This window comes from Acinetobacter sp. V91_7 (genome assembly GCF_031799075.1).
Classification (GTDB): Bacteria; Pseudomonadota; Gammaproteobacteria; order Pseudomonadales; family Moraxellaceae; genus Acinetobacter; species Acinetobacter calcoaceticus.
Genome location: NZ_JAVQNT010000044.1, coordinates 44,220 through 59,546 on the forward strand (window position 1 = coordinate 44,220; position 15,327 = coordinate 59,546).

Sequence of the window (15,327 nt, forward strand, 5' to 3'; positions counted from 1 at the left end):
GCGCGCAAAACCAAAATAAATATAGTGCGTCGAGTTATGAACATCTGGTTATGTTTCTGATACAATGCCGAGCTTGTCTAATAGAGTAAATTTATACGTCTTATGTCAATGCAGCAATCGTACGCAAATATTCTGACTGCCGTCGGTGAAGATCTTAATCGTCCCGGCCTTAAAGATACGCCTGTGCGTGCGGCTAAAGCTTTTTCATATTTAACTTCTGGCTATAGTAAAACTTTAGAAGAAGTCACCAATAATGCTGTTTTTCCATCAGATAACCATGAAATGGTATTGGTGAAGAATATTGAATTCTATTCGCTTTGCGAACATCATCTCCTCCCGTTCTATGGCCGTGTTCATATTGCCTATCTACCGGAAGGCAAGGTTCTTGGCTTATCTAAATTTGCACGTATTACTGAAATGTTTGCACGCCGTTTGCAAATTCAGGAAAACTTGACTCAGCAAATCGCAGAAGCTGTGGCTGAAGTAACTGGGGCTCGAGGCGTTGCTGTCGTCATCGATTCAGCACATATGTGCATGATGATGCGTGGTGTGGGCAAACAAGAGTCAACCACTCGTACAGTTTCATTTATCGGAGACTTTAAAACCGATAAAGAATCACGACGTGAGTTCTTGAGTGCAGTACCAGAAAGTTACTAAATTCTTTTTAGTGATAAATTTAAAAGCCCAACTTAGTTGGGTTTTTTTATATCTAAATACAGCGTTTATTCTATAAAACATAACAATTAAATTATGTGATTTTTGTTATAAAAGTACGTCCGTTCACTTTAAAATGTTTGATGAGTTGATAATGCGATTCAAAAAAATTTCTTACTTAATTCTACCTTCTCTTTTTATTTTTAATACCTCAATTTATGCAGGTAACACATCAAAAGAACAAGATATCAAGAAAGTTGTTGATCAAAACTTTAAACCACTATTAGAAAAATATGATGTTCCAGGTATGGCGGTTGGTGTCATCCAAAACAATAAAAAGTACGAAATGTATTATGGCCTACAATCTGTTCAAGATAAAAAATCAGTAAATGGCAATACGATTTTTGAGCTAGGTTCAGTCAGTAAATTATTTACTGCGACGGCAGGTGGATATGCCAAAACGAAAGGAAAAATCTCTTTTGAAGACACACCCGGAAAATATTGGAAAGAGCTAAAAAATACACCGATTGACCGAGTGAACCTACTTCAACTGGCTACGTATACGAGTGGCAACCTTGGCTTACAATTCCCAGATGAAGTACAAACAGACCAACAAGTTTTAACTTTTTTCAAAGACTGGAAACCTAAAAACCAAATTGGTGAATATAGACAATATTCAAATCCAAGTATTGGCCTATTTGGAAAAGTTGTAGGCTTATCGATGAATCAACCTTTTAGTCAGGTTTTAGAAAAGACAATTTTTCAGTCTCTTCACTTAAAACATAGCTATGTGAATGTGCCTAAAACTCAGATGCAAAACTATGCATTTGGCTATAACCAAGAAAATCAGCCGATTCGTGTGACCCCAGGCCCACTAGATGCGCCTGCCTACGGCGTTAAATCTACATTACCAGACATGCTTAGCTTTATTGATGCCAATCTAAATCCACAAAAATATCCAGTAGATATTCGACGCGCAATTGATGAGACTCATAAAGGTTTTTATCAAATGGGTACGATGTATCAGGCGCTTGGTTGGGAAGAGTTTTCTTATCCAGCACCTTTACAAACTTTATTAGACAGTAATTCTGAACAAATCGTGATGAAACCTAATAAAGTGACTGCTATTTCAAAAGAACCTTCAATCAAGATGTTCCATAAAACTGGTTCAACTAACGGATTTGGAACTTATGTCGTGTTTATTCCCAAAGAAAATATTGGTTTAGTCATGTTAACCAATAAACGTATTCCAAATGAAGAACGTATTAAAGCGGCTTATGCTGTACTAAACGCGATTAAGAAATAATTCTTTTTCACAACAAAAAAGAGAGAAATAAGTTATTTCTCTCTTTGCTTTACTCATCATAAAAGTTAAAAGAACCAAACGTAGCCTAAACTAGATTTCATCCAGTCTTGATGATTTTGTTGTTCATAATCCCAGTTTAATCGAACGGCATTATTACTATTAATCACATATTGCCATTGAGTATTTACTCTCAAATTCCATTGATTTTGGTCTTCCCAATAGGGCAATTCAATTTGTACCACAGAGTTAAAACGGTCAAACCATTGGTTCATACAACCTAAAGTCGGGCCCATTCCCACACGCCACCCTTTATCCAGATTTGAGCCTGTTTGAACATAGGTTTGTAGTTGCCCATAGCAAATATGTTTGCGCTCATAGTCTGCAAAACTGTAACCAACTTGAGCGTTAAAATTCGCTACGCCATGCTGTTTTTCTTCACTAAAGTTTCCATCATGAATTGCTTCCTGACGCCAACCCAAATTAAATCCCCAACTCAGCGGTGTTTTAAAAGGTTGAATCGGGTTATAGGAATTTACTTCTAACAGATCAAGACGTTCTAGTTTTAAATGATCATCTCGCCACTGTGCATTACCATTTAAAAATAGTAATTGAGTCCCCGCACGGTATCCCCCTTGAGGATCTATTAAGTCGTGATAGGCTTGTCGATGACCAATTTCGATAAACTTATCACCTTGGACTTCACCAGCTTTCACTGAAATATTACGTGCATTATGACCTTGAGTTGGCTCTTTTTCTGGTCGTTTAGGTTCATGACGCTGTTTGTCCAAATCAATCTGGCTTCTTAAAGCCAAAAGCTGACGTAACTGTGGCTGAGCAATGCTTTCTTCTATTGTACGGCTGGTAAATTGAAGATATAAATCATCGTAAGCCATCTCTAGAATTTTGGCCTGATCTTGCTCACTAAAGGATTTTAAAAGCTCAGAAGACTGCTTAATTGGCATCATCGTAATTTGATGTGCAACCTTCGCTAGTGAGGCACCATGCTGATGAGCTTGGGCCAATAGCTGAGTTTCTAAAGCAGGCCGATACACAGGCGCTTTAGTTAACCCTTGCTGTTGCATCGATTTGATTGTTTCCATCGGAATAGATGCATAAGTAAACTTTTCTTGTAAGTTAGACTCTGGTTTTACTAAATCGACCAAGCCTAATAACCTATAGGCGCAGTTATCACTCACGAAATAATAAGGGAAACTCACATGCTGCATTTCCCAAATATGGCTTACTAAAAACCGCGTTTCTTCAGGGGAAAGTTTCAGCTCATATTCCCATAAATCACGGCTTTCGAAATCACCGTACTCTTTTACCTTACGATAATAAGGCATAAGTGAATATTCACCCGGATATTGCCCTGTTAAACCTTTCCATGCATATGACCAGTTGTCATTCCCCGCCACAGTTGCTGCATAATTTACGGCATAAGAAACTAAATTTAATTGCTGCTGATCTTTAGGGTCTAAACGTAATAAAGTATGACCAAACATCGAGCTAGGGTTGCCCATAAAATCTGTCGCATAAATTAATGTGGCTTTATAAGGCTTAATCTGTCCAATCCAGTTTTCAAATTCTGAACATTTAACTTTAGGCAATTCACTTTCTTGAATACCTACTTTTTGTATGAGCCATTGGCTTCGAGCCGGAAACTTACAACGAATAGACTGATTATCTTGAGCAGGTATAAATAATGCCGAGATGTCAGCTTTCAGTTCTTCTTTTAAATTATTTTTCCCATTTTCTGACATGAAATAACCAGAATAAGTGACGTCACTTTTATGGTTTTTATTAGCATACATGAGGCGTTGCCATGTAATGTCTTGATCTAGATTCTGTTGTTCTGCAATGGACCAATATTTTTGAATAGATGGATTTATATCTGCTGAATACGCAATATTAACTGCCAAAGAGGCAAAAACCAAAACAACTGACTTCATTAAAATCATCAATTTTTATCATTAAATATAAGAAAAACCCTGCCATACGACAGGGTTTTCAATTTCAAACTTATACGTAAGCTTTTAAAACGTCGTCTTTAGCCATTACAGTTTGTAATGATGCTAAAACTTGAAGGGTATTTTGATTATTTGCTGAATAGATTTCACCAAAGTTTGCTTTTGAAACTTTAAAGAAACGGTCTTTATCTTGAGGTTTAATTTGCATTAACTCAGCAAGTACGTTCAGGCTTTCACCTTGGCCTACTGCCATATCACGTGCTAAAGCTTCTGCATTTTCATTTGTGAATGTTACAACTTGCGCTGTTACTGTCCCGCCTTGACGGCAGCCTAAAGTACCGAAAGTGATCCCTAATAATTGGTTAGTAAAAATACCGTTTGTTGTTGCAGCAAGAATCTTAGGCGCTACTCCTTTTTTGCCAGCCCATATTTGTGTACCCGCACCACAACCCACATCGTTGTCAGCCATTGCAACACTTGAACCAGCTGCTAACAATGCAGCTAAAGCTATTTTTTTTAACATAGATGTATATCTCCAAAAATCATTATTGATTGTTTCTTATGTCTTGTATTGTTATGTGTAATTTTTATTACACGATATTAAAGATAGCGAGAAGGCTACGATTTAGCAATTAAAAAATAAACAATATGATGAAAAGTGCTAAAGAAAAATTTACCTTAAATTCCAGTTACCTTGATTATCTCGATTGCCTAATATTTTAAGCACAAGCACTAGACTTAAAATTAATAATAAATACCACGATCCTAGCTTGCCCCACCCCACCATATGCCAAGCATCGACCTGACTTGGATAGAGCCAAATTTTATAAAATGTACTTATATTTTCAGCAATCCAGATGATAAACGCGAGCGTTAATAATATCGGTAACATCGGGATTTTAAATTTATGTTCATTTATTTGAAAATAAAGTTTCGTTTTCCAGAAAATAAAAATACTAATCGCAAATAAAATATAGCGAATATCTGGAACAAAAAATTTACTCATAAAATTTATATATGAGAAAAATGCCAGTAAAAGCATAGTTCCAAAACTTGGAAGCTTTTCACAAGAAACCTGAAACAGTCGTATTGACCGTGCAAAGAAACTACCTACAGCCGAATACATGAAGCCTGCAAATAGAGGCACTGTTAAAATTTTAAATACGGCGGGCTGCGGATATTGCCATGAAGCAATTGCGGGATGCGTTAGGAATATTTCCATGACCATCGCCATAACGTGAAATAAAGCAATGACTTTAGCCTCTGCCCATGACTCCAGTTTTAAATAGAGTAAACAGATCTGGATCAGCACAGCATAGATGAGTAAATAATCATAACGATAGAACCCCATATATTCATGGCTTCCCATCGGTGCTGTTAAAGCAAAAGCAATTAAAAGCAAAATACCAAACAAGGCTGCCGAAACAGCCTTGCCGATAAATTGAAACGGTAAAGTTAGATATTGCACAAAAACTATCCTAGATATTTAGCACTATACTCATGCACTGTATCTACAAAGATTTTTGGTTGTGCAGGGTCCACCCACTGGGTAATCCCATGGCCTAAATTAGCGATGTAACCCGTCTTTTCACCATTTGCGTAGGCATCATCCAACATGGCTTTCACTGCTTTTTCAATTGAAGCAGCCGAACCATATAAAACAGCCGGATCAAGATTTCCTTGCAAAGCGACACGTCCAGCCACCGTAGTTCGAGCTGTATCTAATCGCGTAGTCCAATCTAAACCTAAGGCATCTGCACCTGTGCTAATCATTGGCTCTAACCATTGACCACCACCTTTAGTGAACACAATGATAGGAATACGTCGACCGTCTTTTTCACGTTGCAAACCAGCAATGATTTTATTCATGTAGTTTAAAGAAAATTCGACATATTCACGATGTGCCAATGCCCCGCCCCAGCTATCAAAGATCTGGATCGCTTGAGCACCTGCATCAATTTGAGCATTTAAATAGTCAATTACAGAGTCTGCTAAATGATCAAGTAAAGTATGCAAGACTTCTGGTTGTGCATACATCATCTGCTTGGTAAAACGGAATTCTTTACTTGAACCACCTTCAACCATATAAGTTGCTAAAGTCCAAGGGCTACCCGAAAAACCAATCAGTGGAACTTGACCACCCAAAGCAGAGCGAATGGTGCTTACAGCGTTCATGACATAATCAAGGTCTGATTTTGCATTTAACTTAGGTAAGTTAGCCACATCTTGTTCAGTACGCACTGTTTTATGGAACTTTGGTCCTTCACCTGTTTCAAAATAAAGACCTAAACCCAGTGCATCTGGAATTGTTAAAATATCTGAAAATAAAATTGCTGCATCTAAATCATAGCGACGCAAAGGTTGTAAAGTCACTTCACAGGCAAAATCTGTATTTTTACATAAAGATAGGAAATCACCTGCTTTTGAACGTGTTTCACGATATTCAGGCAAATAACGCCCTGCTTGACGCATCATCCATACCGGAGTGGTATCTACAGGTTCGCGTAACAAAGCACGGAGGAAACGATCATTTTTCAAAGTCGTCATTACCAATCTCTATCTTCTTTATGTGGCAGCATCATATCAAAAACATAAGGATTTTTATAATTTCAATTTCACACAAAAAACTCGTCAATCTACTAAAAAATGCATATTTACACAAAAGTCTACTGCAAGCTGCGGGGTTTTCTGCAATACTTGCAACATGTTACATTGGGTTTATTGATATTCTTTTAATCACTAAATTGCCAATCTTGGGCTCATAGAGATGAGTTATTGGTAATTTTATGCACTTTAAGATCACATCAATCCTCCTATTGCTTATATGAAAATTCTTAAGGTTGAATTACATGTTTGTTCGCTCATTACTCGCTATGAGTTTAAGTTGTATCATTGCTAATGTTGCTTTTGCTGCTTCAACAACTGAGCAACCCCTGAACCCTAAAAAGGTATCAGCTCCTGTAGAAGATCCGATTGATCCTTTAGCAGTAGATGCAGCTTCAACTGTAAAAGCTCAAGCTTCGACACAAATTACCGCTCAAGAACAAAACGACTTAAATCGAGCGTCAACAACATTACAAAATTTACAGAAAACTGAAGATCCAAATGCTGAATCAGGCATCGCGGCGTCTACTCCAGCTGTTGCTAAAAGCACTGCTGCATCTACGGCTCCTGCGACAACCGCTGCATCATGGACTTTAGATAGCTTAAACTCGGCTGAATGGTCTGAAAATATTGGTAAAGGTCAACTTCCAGTTTATGCACGTACCCATGTGATGCTTAATAATGCACATGCATCGCCAGGTGCAATTGACGGCATGAGCGGTAAAAATACATTAAAAGCAATTTCTTCATTCCAACAAATGAATGGTTTATCACCTACTGGTGACCTGACCAAAGAAACTTGGGATGCATTGGTTGCTAAACAAACCAAGCCAGCATTTATTGAATACACCATTTCTGATGCTGATTTAAAAGGCCCATATGCTGAGTCGATTCCTTCTGACTATGCATTACAAGCCAAAATGAAAGGTTTGTATTACACCCGTGTTAGCGAAATGTTGGGCGAGAAGTTTCATATTGATGAAGCATTCTTAAAGAAAATTAACCCAACTGCGACATTCAAAAAAGCTGGTGAAAAAATCATTGTTCCAAACGTGCGCAATGACTTACCAGAAGATATTCATTTGATTATTGCCCATAAAGGTGCAAAACAATTGTATCTCTTCAATAGCCGGAACCAAATGATTGCCTCATTTCCTGCAACAATTGGCAGTACTGATACGCCTTCTCCGGCCGGTACTTACAAGGTAGTTGGTGTGGCTCGTAACCCTTGGTACAGCTATTCACCGTCGAACTTCGTACAAGGTAAAAACTTAAAACCTCTTTCTTTACCACCTGGCCCGAATGCTCCAGTAGGTAATATCTGGATTGGTTTAAGTAAAAAATCTTTTGGTATTCACGGAACACCAAATCCATCTTTAATTTCTAAAACAGCATCACACGGTTGTATCCGTTTGACTAACTGGGATGCAAATGATTTAGGAAGTAAAGTACGTTCTGGCGTAACTGTTAAATTCCTTGAATAATTAAATATTTTCATAAAAAAACCTGTCTTTATGGCAGGTTTTTTTATTGTGAAAAATTGCAACAAACAGACAAAAAAACCAATATCATATCAATTTTGAAACGACATGTTGCAGTAATCCTATTTTTCTCCCCCATATAGAGCGTTAATATATTTCTCAAGAGATAAATAAAAATTTGGGAGATTAGATCATGAATGCTTACGTACATCGTGGTGAAGATCGAGGTCATGTAAAAGCGGGTTGGTTAGAGTCATATCATAGCTTTTCATTTGGTAGCTGGTACAACCCTAAATATATGGGTGTCAGTGCTTTACGAGTCATTAATGACGACAGAATTGATGCGCATAATGGTTTCGGTACGCACTCGCATGACAATATGGAAATCTTAACCTGTGTGCTAGATGGTGCAATTTCACACCGTGACACGATGGGAAATGAAGGTCAAATTAAAGCAGGTGAATGGCAACTCATGAGTGCTGGCACAGGTGTTGCCCACAGTGAAGTTAACAACACTGATACGCCTGTACATTTATTACAGATCTGGATTATTCCAGATGTAAGAGATGCAGAGCCCAATTACCAACAAATTAGTCTTGACCCACGTAAAGATCCAAATAAATGGCATTTAATTGCAGGACCTGATGCAAATGCACCAATGCATATTCGCCAAAATGCAGAGATAAAATCTGCCGTATTGGAAAAAGGACATGAGTTAAATGTTGAGCCAGTTAAAAAAGTGAATTATATCCACGTTATTTCAGGTGTAATCCGCATTGGCGATCAAGAAGTTAAAGCAGGCGATGCTTTCGTATTTGAGGATAAAGCGACGATTCAGGCAAACGAAGATAGTCAATTTATTTGGTTTGACTTACCTTAAATTAATCAAAAGCCCTTTGAACAAAAGGGCTTTTTTAATCTCCACCACCACCGCCCCCATCACATCCTCCCGAATCTGAAGATGATGATGATGATGAACAGTCATTTGAATAACTAGAGCTATGATGACTAGGGCTATTATCGTGAAAATGATGTGTTGAAGAAGATGAATAATCATGCTCGCCAGATGACGAAGAATTTTTTAAATTTCTAAGCAGTGCAATTAAACAGATTACACCAATACTGGAAAAAATTGCAATAAATACAATAATAAATAACTTCAAATAACGACCTCCTTGATCAAGCTAAACACACATTAAAATAAACTATTTTAAGTTTCCTTCACATACAAATAGGCACTCGCTCTTGATATACCTAAATGTTGTGCAACCGTCTCCACAGCCTTTTTAATGTCTAATAAACCATTATTCTTTAACTCGTGTATTAATTGTTTTCTCTCATTGAGTTTTAACATACGCGGCGTAGTGGCATGTTTTGATGCAAATTGATCGATATATCTTCGAATTGCTTCAGACCCATTCGGTTCCAAATTTTCAATAATGTTGTCAGTTTCAATTTTAGTAAACTGGTCTAAAGCGCTTTGCATGCCCCTAAATAGGGTTAAATCAATATTCATACATAAAGCGGCCACATATTCGCCCTCTTCATCTTTAATACCAATCGAAGTACTTTTTGCGGGGCGGCCATCTGCAAACTGGTTTGCATAGTTTGAAATAAGATTTGGAAATTCTGGAGACATAATTCTTGCCAGCCCTAACTCTGTTGCTGGATCTCCAATTTTTCGACCAGATAAATTATTGTGTATTGAGAGTATGGCATGTTCAGGATTTGTTAAGTCATGGACAACAACTTCGCAAAATGGAAATAGAGTTTCACTTAACCCCTTCGCGATTGTATCTAGTTGAGTGAGTAAATGTTTATCACGATTTCCCAATGTATTTCCTCCAAATGACTTGCTTACTATTTCAAACCCTAGCGTGAAGTATGTAATAGTAATTTAGACTTTTTATCTAATTTTAAACTTAATGTAAATCAAAATCTTATATCTCATTGTTATAACATCAGAAAATAAAATTAGACATTTTATCTAAATATATATATTTTATCTAAACAAGGTCAATATATTGTGAATTGCTTGAGCAATACGAAATCTTGCATCCGAAAACATTGAATAGAATTAGGTTTAATTATGAAAAATTTAACCCTTCCAACTTATGAAGATGTCGCAGCCGCTGCTGAGCGTATTAAAGGTTTTGCAAATAAAACCCCTGTTTTAACTTCACGTACTGTTAACAATGAATTTGAAGCAGAAGTATTCTTTAAATGTGAGAATTTTCAGCGTGTTGGTGCTTTCAAATTTCGTGGTGCAATGAATGCGCTTGCACAGTTCGATGAGGCGCAAAAAAAAGCTGGTGTGGTTGCTTTCTCTTCGGGAAATCATGCTCAAGCGATTGCACTGTCAGCAAAAATCCTTGGCATCCCTGCAACAATCATCATGCCCAAAGATGCTCCTGCTGCAAAAATGGCAGCGACACGAGAATACGGCGGCAATATTGTTGAATTTGATCGTTATACAGAAGATCGAGAACAAATTGGAAAAGAGATTGCCGAAAAAAATGGTCTGACATTAATTCCATCTTATGACCATCCGCATGTGATTGCAGGTCAAGGAACTGCTGCAAAAGAGCTATTTGAAGAGGTTGGTGAGTTGGATTACCTCTTTGTATGTTTAGGTGGCGGTGGCTTATTGGCTGGCTCTGCCTTATCTGCTCGTCAACTCTCTCCGAACTGTAAAATATATGGTGTTGAACCTGCTCTAGGAAATGATGGGCAAATGTCCTTTAGAAAAGGAGAAATTGTTTATATTGATACGCCCCAAACCATTGCCGACGGTGCTCAAACTCAATATTTAGGCAAACTAACTTTTCCTATTATTCAAAAGAATGTAGATGACATTTTGACAGTAGAAGATGAAGACCTCATTAGCTGTATGAAGTTCTTTGCTGAAAGAATGAAGATGGTGGTTGAACCGACAGGATGCCTTGGATTTGCTGCTGCGCGTAATTTGAAACATGAGTTAAAAGGCAAACGTATAGGCATCATTATTAGTGGTGGGAATGTCGATATTTCTAAATATGTAGAGTTTTTATCAGCTTAATAAAAGTTGGTGTCTATCTATGATGTCAGTTAAAGCGTCATGGATAGACATTACAAGCTACTCGTCTCTCGAACTGTTCACGTCTTAATTTAAACATCAACTTTTGGAGATGGTGATGAGATTTATTTCTGAGTCTGAATCTGCTGCTCTCATCAATCATGAACTCGCTTATGATGCAATTTACGAAGCTTTAATTGCTGCTACTCAATTGGATACTAAAAGTTTTCCTGTGGTTCATGGTCAAGCATCCGATACAAAAAATACGTTTAGTATTAAATCATCTGCTAATCAGCACTTAGCTGGTCTTAAAGTCGGTTCGTTTTGGGAAGATAATCCTAAAAATGGTTTACCACGCCATAACGCGCTCATTTTATTATTTAATCAAGCGAATGGAAAAATGGCGGCAGCCATCGAAGCAGGCAAAGTGAATGCATTCCGTACAGCAGCTTCTAATGCAGTTGCAACCCATGTATTGGCAAGAAAAGATTCAAAAGTATTAGCCATATTTGGTACAGGAAATCAGGCCAAATATGAATGCGAGGCATTAGCGAGAATTAGAAACTTCGATCAGTTTTTTATTGTAGGATGCGACCAAAATAAAGCTGAAAAAATGGCAGAAGACCTAAAAAACTTAGGGATTGAGATTAAAATTGCTGGTGCAAAAGAAGCTTGTGAACAAGCGGATATTATTGTGACAGCAACTTCATCTCAATCCCCTCTTTTTAAATCGGAATGGGTAAAAGCGGGTACTCATATTTCATCTATGGGTTCTGATAAAAAAGGTAAACAAGAACTTCCACCAGAATTATTTTCACAGAGTGGTTTATTTTGTGATCTGAATTCCCAGTCTAAAGTTATTGGTGAATTCCAACATGCGTCTGAATCTGCAACTTTAATCAATATCGGTGATGTACTTTTAGCAAACGCTCAAGGAAGGCAATCTCAGGAACAAATCACAATTTATGATAGTTCAGGGTTATCTATACAAGATTTATATATCGCCCAAAAAATTTTAGAAATTTCTTAATATTTATCATTTAACTGCATCATTCAGGTTGATGCAGTTAAGTTAAAACGTGTTTCTTTTATACCTCTTTACCGAATTCATTTTAAAAACAAGAATTAATCTTCAGTAAAAATTTTGGCAAAAGACGTTCTATATTGTTCAGCCTTAACGTCATAATTTTGAACACCAGAATCAAATACCCACCTTTCAATTTCAGACTTTTTGACTAAATGTTGCAAATAAAGCTGATTATGTCGGTATAATTCTTCTTTTAAGCTTCTTAGCATGAGTTCATTTAAACCAGCGGGAGGATTAAGACCTGTATCTAAAATACTAGGCGCAAATGCCACACTTTTGAGTTCCAATTGATGGGCTGTTTTCACAGCAGTTTTTATCGTAGCACCTATTTTCTCTACGTTAAAATCTTCTGGCGCACCCATTCCTATCAATAAAACTTTAGAAGCTTGTATAGTTGAAGGAGTTTGATTTATTAAAAGAGCATCATTCAAATTCGCGCTGAACCAGTTATTTTTCCGTATTTCATTTAGTCTTCCATTTAGAGCATCATCTAAATGTGCCAAACCGCCCGAAAAAGGACGGTTATTCATTTCATGTTCAAAGATACAAGCACAGGAAAGATCAACCTCTGCCGTGGTGCAATCCCAAGTCACGATTTCAATGTCTAGATTTTGATAATGTCCAATTTTAGTTTGCTTTAAATCTGTGCTCATATTTCTTCTCGTCTAGTTTTACCAGCCATATTTAAGTTCAAGACCTAGATAATTTGAGTCTTTGCCTCCTGCTCTCTTAATGGTATCTCCAACTTCAAAGTGAACCCCTTCGGCAGCCACAGACAAATTAGAATTTATTTTTTGATCTGCTCTTAGTTGAATATATGCGCCTGTCCAACTTGAGCCTTGGCCTGCTGTGTTTGCCATACTGTTATTACCTTGGAAATAAACCGCATCATTGGTGGTTTCACGCCACTGAAAACCTAAAGCACTTAACAGAGTAAGTTTATCTGAAGGCTTAAGTGTCAGAGACGGTTTGATATGAATAATATTGCTGTAGCCACTATAACCCGCCAAAGTAAAGTATGAGCCGTTTGCAAACAGCTGGTTAAAGGTATTGAGTTCATTATCGTTGGCACTTTTATCGCCTGTGGCAATATCAAACTGGACGCCTAAACGGGGCGACCACGCTTGCTCAGCAAAAGTGTATCCTGTAATGCTACTGAGTCCCCATGCCTGAATAGATTGCGCTCCAATCCTTCCATGTTGAAGCATCCCCTCCACATCCCAATCGATATTGTTCTGTTTACCCATATGACGAACATCATATAAGTCTCGAATCTCATTACCCTTAACACTTGTAAAAGATGCATTATCACGCTCATACCGTGAGTAATAACCCGATAACTCGCCTCCCCAGACATTTTGTTTATCTACGCGAAAACCGCTAAAACTTAAATTTCTTTTCGAATGGTCATTAAAAGTTGAATCTTTTTCAATCTGAACGGGTCTGGTGAGATAGCCTAAAACTCTCCAATCGCCATATTCATAACCCGACCAAATTCCATCAAAGGCTTGTCGAACGTTTGGACCTTCTCGATTCGAAATAAAGCGTTGTAAGTCAAAAGCCATTTCTTGACGCCCTACTCTAAATTTAAAAGTTCCATTATTTAAAGGACTCACCCACGCAATAAAGGCTTGCTCTACATCGAGTCTATTCTGATCTGTACTTGCAATATTCTTTTTATCAAACGCTCGCGCATCACTTAGCTGAGTAAATAATTGTAAATGATCGCCAATACGTGCATCTGCATGAACTTGTAATCTTTGAATTAAATAGCGATCTGCTTGATTATTTCCGCTGCCAAATCTCGCATTATTATTGACTTCAAAACGCTCACGAATATTTACACCCAATGACAAATAATTATTATTGCCAAAAGGTATATATTTGAAGTCGTCTCCTATTTTCTTTGGTACGCACGGATTTTTTAAAACATCCCAATTTTCTTGCCAACGATTGTTTGAGATTTTTGGACGAGTTGGACATACATTTGTATTTGAAACTTCATTTTCTGCATGAGCAAATTCATAAAGAAATAAACTACCCGTTAGCAATAAACTCATTTTAATTATTTTAAGGTAAGTTTCTGAGCACTTAATTCGACAGTTTCTATGGTTAGAAATATGCGGGGCCATCTTGTTATCCATGGTAATAAATAGGTCATTGCAGAGACTTAGTCTTTTACGCTCACATTGCCCTTGGACAATATGAACGTTGTTTTCTATCAATATTTAAGGCAATAAATTACTTTATGGGTGCATGAATTTCGGCAATATAACCACCTGGGAACTGCACCATCGCTGCCTCACGACCCTCTGATTTATAGGCATTGACCAGAACTGTCACACCAGCTTTTGTCGCTTTATCTAAAGTCTCAGATAAATTTTTGACTTCATAACCCGTCATATCATGTCCATATGGATAAGGAAGATGACCATCGGTGACCAACACTGTCATTTTGCCAAAATCAGATTCAACACGAATACGTCTATACGTTTCATTTGGTCGTCCAATTTCTACACCAGCAGCTTTTGGATTATCTGAAACCACTTTACCGTGCGAGAAATTGACGAACTTTTTAACAAAAGAGTCAGCACTTTGTTTTGAAATATAAATACGATTTTCTGGAACAGTTTCTAACTTGCTATAGTTAGGTTTAGTCGTGTGCCAATAAAGCTGCATATTCACGCCGCCCGGCCATTGAATGACCGCATCACGCCCGATTGGGTCTGGAAATGCATCCACAATCACATCTGCACCGTTTGCTTTAGCTGCTTGTACGGCTGCATCCATATCTTTGACTAAATAGCCTGTTCTCTCCAAACCAAAAGGATATGGAACCGGAGTTTTAAAACCAAATACAGACAGTGTTCCAACTGGAGTCAAGACAAGTTGAGACATGGTCTGGCTTGGTGTTGGAGTCACCTGAAAAACGCCCTGTTTGGATTTGGTGCCTCCAAAAGTCGCCACTAAGCTGTCGGTAAATTTATCAAAGTCTTCGGGGTTCACATAAACATGCGTTGTATCGTATTGAGGGGCTACACCGGGCGCTTCACTTTTTACACTCGTTGTTGTTTTGGCTAAAACTTGAGGAACAAAGGCAACATTTGTGCCCACTAGCATTGTGCTTAAAAGCAAGGCTGATAATGATTTACGCATAAAAGACTCCTGTTTAT

The 15,327-nt window shown here is 37.7% G+C and carries 15 protein-coding genes; 6 read left to right on the plus strand and 9 right to left on the minus strand.

What is annotated here, in order from left to right; genetic code table 11:
• The first annotated feature begins 108 nt into the window (after window positions 1–108).
• On the plus strand, window positions 109–657 hold the full coding sequence (gene folE / locus RMB03_RS18365) for a GTP cyclohydrolase I FolE (RefSeq protein WP_005039113.1): 549 nt from the start codon (window positions 109–111) through the stop codon (window positions 655–657).
• A gap of 151 nt (window positions 658–808) precedes the next feature.
• Entirely contained in the window at window positions 809–1,960 is a 1,152-nt protein-coding gene (gene blaADC, locus RMB03_RS18370; protein ID WP_311077200.1) for an ADC family extended-spectrum class C beta-lactamase, read from the plus strand.
• Window positions 1,961–2,025: 65 nt separating this feature from the next.
• Here the strand turns inward: blaADC and RMB03_RS18375 are convergent, their stop codons facing one another.
• The 4 genes from RMB03_RS18375 to hemE form a co-directional block, all read right to left on the minus strand.
• Entirely contained in the window at window positions 2,026–3,918 is a 1,893-nt protein-coding gene (locus RMB03_RS18375; protein WP_311077201.1) for a DUF4105 domain-containing protein, read from the minus strand.
• 61 nt (window positions 3,919–3,979) lie between these two features.
• Window positions 3,980–4,450, minus strand: coding sequence for a DUF3015 family protein (locus tag RMB03_RS18380; RefSeq protein ID WP_005046013.1), 471 nt, complete (start codon window positions 4,448–4,450; stop codon window positions 3,980–3,982).
• 150 nt (window positions 4,451–4,600) lie between these two features.
• Entirely contained in the window at window positions 4,601–5,395 is a 795-nt protein-coding gene (locus RMB03_RS18385; RefSeq protein WP_311077202.1) for a DUF817 family protein, read from the minus strand.
• Window positions 5,396–5,400: 5 nt separating this feature from the next.
• Entirely contained in the window at window positions 5,401–6,474 is a 1,074-nt protein-coding gene (gene hemE, locus RMB03_RS18390; protein WP_311077203.1) for a uroporphyrinogen decarboxylase, read from the minus strand.
• Window positions 6,475–6,776: 302 nt separating this feature from the next.
• On the opposite strand from hemE, the gene RMB03_RS18395 reads away from it, so the two are divergent.
• Both RMB03_RS18395 and RMB03_RS18400 read left to right on the plus strand, forming a co-directional pair.
• Window positions 6,777–8,015: a L,D-transpeptidase gene (locus RMB03_RS18395; RefSeq protein ID WP_311077204.1), complete on the plus strand. Its 1,239-nt coding sequence runs from the start codon at window positions 6,777–6,779 to the stop codon at window positions 8,013–8,015.
• 190 nt (window positions 8,016–8,205) lie between these two features.
• Window positions 8,206–8,892 carry a pirin family protein gene (locus RMB03_RS18400; protein WP_311077205.1) on the plus strand — a complete coding sequence of 229 codons (687 nt, stop codon included), beginning with the start codon at window positions 8,206–8,208 and terminating at the stop codon, window positions 8,890–8,892.
• Between the two features lie 34 nt (window positions 8,893–8,926).
• Here RMB03_RS18400 and RMB03_RS18405 read toward each other — a convergent pair whose 3' ends face one another.
• Entirely contained in the window at window positions 8,927–9,175 is a 249-nt protein-coding gene (locus RMB03_RS18405; RefSeq protein ID WP_311077206.1) for a hypothetical protein, read from the minus strand.
• Between the two features lie 47 nt (window positions 9,176–9,222).
• Complete coding sequence (locus RMB03_RS18410) at window positions 9,223–9,846, minus strand: transcriptional regulator (RefSeq protein ID WP_004643545.1); 624 nt, start codon at window positions 9,844–9,846, stop codon at window positions 9,223–9,225.
• Between the two features lie 255 nt (window positions 9,847–10,101).
• Between RMB03_RS18410 and RMB03_RS18415 the strand changes: the two genes are divergently transcribed.
• Window positions 10,102–11,070: a threo-3-hydroxy-L-aspartate ammonia-lyase gene (locus RMB03_RS18415; RefSeq protein ID WP_311077207.1), complete on the plus strand. Its 969-nt coding sequence runs from the start codon at window positions 10,102–10,104 to the stop codon at window positions 11,068–11,070.
• A gap of 115 nt (window positions 11,071–11,185) precedes the next feature.
• Window positions 11,186–12,097: an ornithine cyclodeaminase family protein gene (locus tag RMB03_RS18420; RefSeq protein ID WP_311077208.1), complete on the plus strand. Its 912-nt coding sequence runs from the start codon at window positions 11,186–11,188 to the stop codon at window positions 12,095–12,097.
• Between the two features lie 95 nt (window positions 12,098–12,192).
• Here the strand turns inward: RMB03_RS18420 and RMB03_RS18425 are convergent, their stop codons facing one another.
• From RMB03_RS18425 to RMB03_RS18435, 3 genes are all read right to left on the minus strand, one after another.
• The gene (locus RMB03_RS18425) at window positions 12,193–12,807 is read right to left on the minus strand and encodes a M17 family peptidase N-terminal domain-containing protein (protein WP_311077209.1); all 615 of its coding nucleotides are present in this window, start codon (window positions 12,805–12,807) and stop codon (window positions 12,193–12,195) included.
• 18 nt (window positions 12,808–12,825) lie between these two features.
• Window positions 12,826–14,286 carry an alginate export family protein gene (locus RMB03_RS18430; protein WP_311077210.1) on the minus strand — a complete coding sequence of 487 codons (1,461 nt, stop codon included), beginning with the start codon at window positions 14,284–14,286 and terminating at the stop codon, window positions 12,826–12,828.
• A gap of 109 nt (window positions 14,287–14,395) precedes the next feature.
• Window positions 14,396–15,310: a glyoxalase gene (locus RMB03_RS18435; protein WP_231764830.1), complete on the minus strand. Its 915-nt coding sequence runs from the start codon at window positions 15,308–15,310 to the stop codon at window positions 14,396–14,398.
• Window positions 15,311–15,327 lie beyond the last annotated feature (17 nt).

Excerpts from the sequence above, each read along its gene's own strand:
- folE (WP_005039113.1), top strand. The coding sequence starts at position 109 with ATGCAGCAATCGTACGCAAATATTCTGACTGCCGTCGGTGAAGATCTT.
- blaADC (WP_311077200.1), top strand. The coding sequence starts at position 809 with ATGCGATTCAAAAAAATTTCTTACTTAATTCTACCTTCTCTTTTTATT.
- RMB03_RS18375 (WP_311077201.1), bottom strand. The coding sequence starts at position 3,918 with ATGATTTTAATGAAGTCAGTTGTTTTGGTTTTTGCCTCTTTGGCAGTT.
- RMB03_RS18380 (WP_005046013.1), bottom strand. The coding sequence starts at position 4,450 with ATGTTAAAAAAAATAGCTTTAGCTGCATTGTTAGCAGCTGGTTCAAGT.
- hemE (WP_311077203.1), bottom strand. The coding sequence starts at position 6,474 with ATGACGACTTTGAAAAATGATCGTTTCCTCCGTGCTTTGTTACGCGAA.
- RMB03_RS18395 (WP_311077204.1), top strand. The coding sequence starts at position 6,777 with ATGTTTGTTCGCTCATTACTCGCTATGAGTTTAAGTTGTATCATTGCT.
- RMB03_RS18400 (WP_311077205.1), top strand. The coding sequence starts at position 8,206 with ATGAATGCTTACGTACATCGTGGTGAAGATCGAGGTCATGTAAAAGCG.
- RMB03_RS18415 (WP_311077207.1), top strand. The coding sequence starts at position 10,102 with ATGAAAAATTTAACCCTTCCAACTTATGAAGATGTCGCAGCCGCTGCT.
- RMB03_RS18420 (WP_311077208.1), top strand. The coding sequence starts at position 11,186 with ATGAGATTTATTTCTGAGTCTGAATCTGCTGCTCTCATCAATCATGAA.
- RMB03_RS18425 (WP_311077209.1), bottom strand. The coding sequence starts at position 12,807 with ATGAGCACAGATTTAAAGCAAACTAAAATTGGACATTATCAAAATCTA.
- RMB03_RS18430 (WP_311077210.1), bottom strand. The coding sequence starts at position 14,286 with ATGGCCCCGCATATTTCTAACCATAGAAACTGTCGAATTAAGTGCTCA.
- RMB03_RS18435 (WP_231764830.1), bottom strand. The coding sequence starts at position 15,310 with ATGCGTAAATCATTATCAGCCTTGCTTTTAAGCACAATGCTAGTGGGC.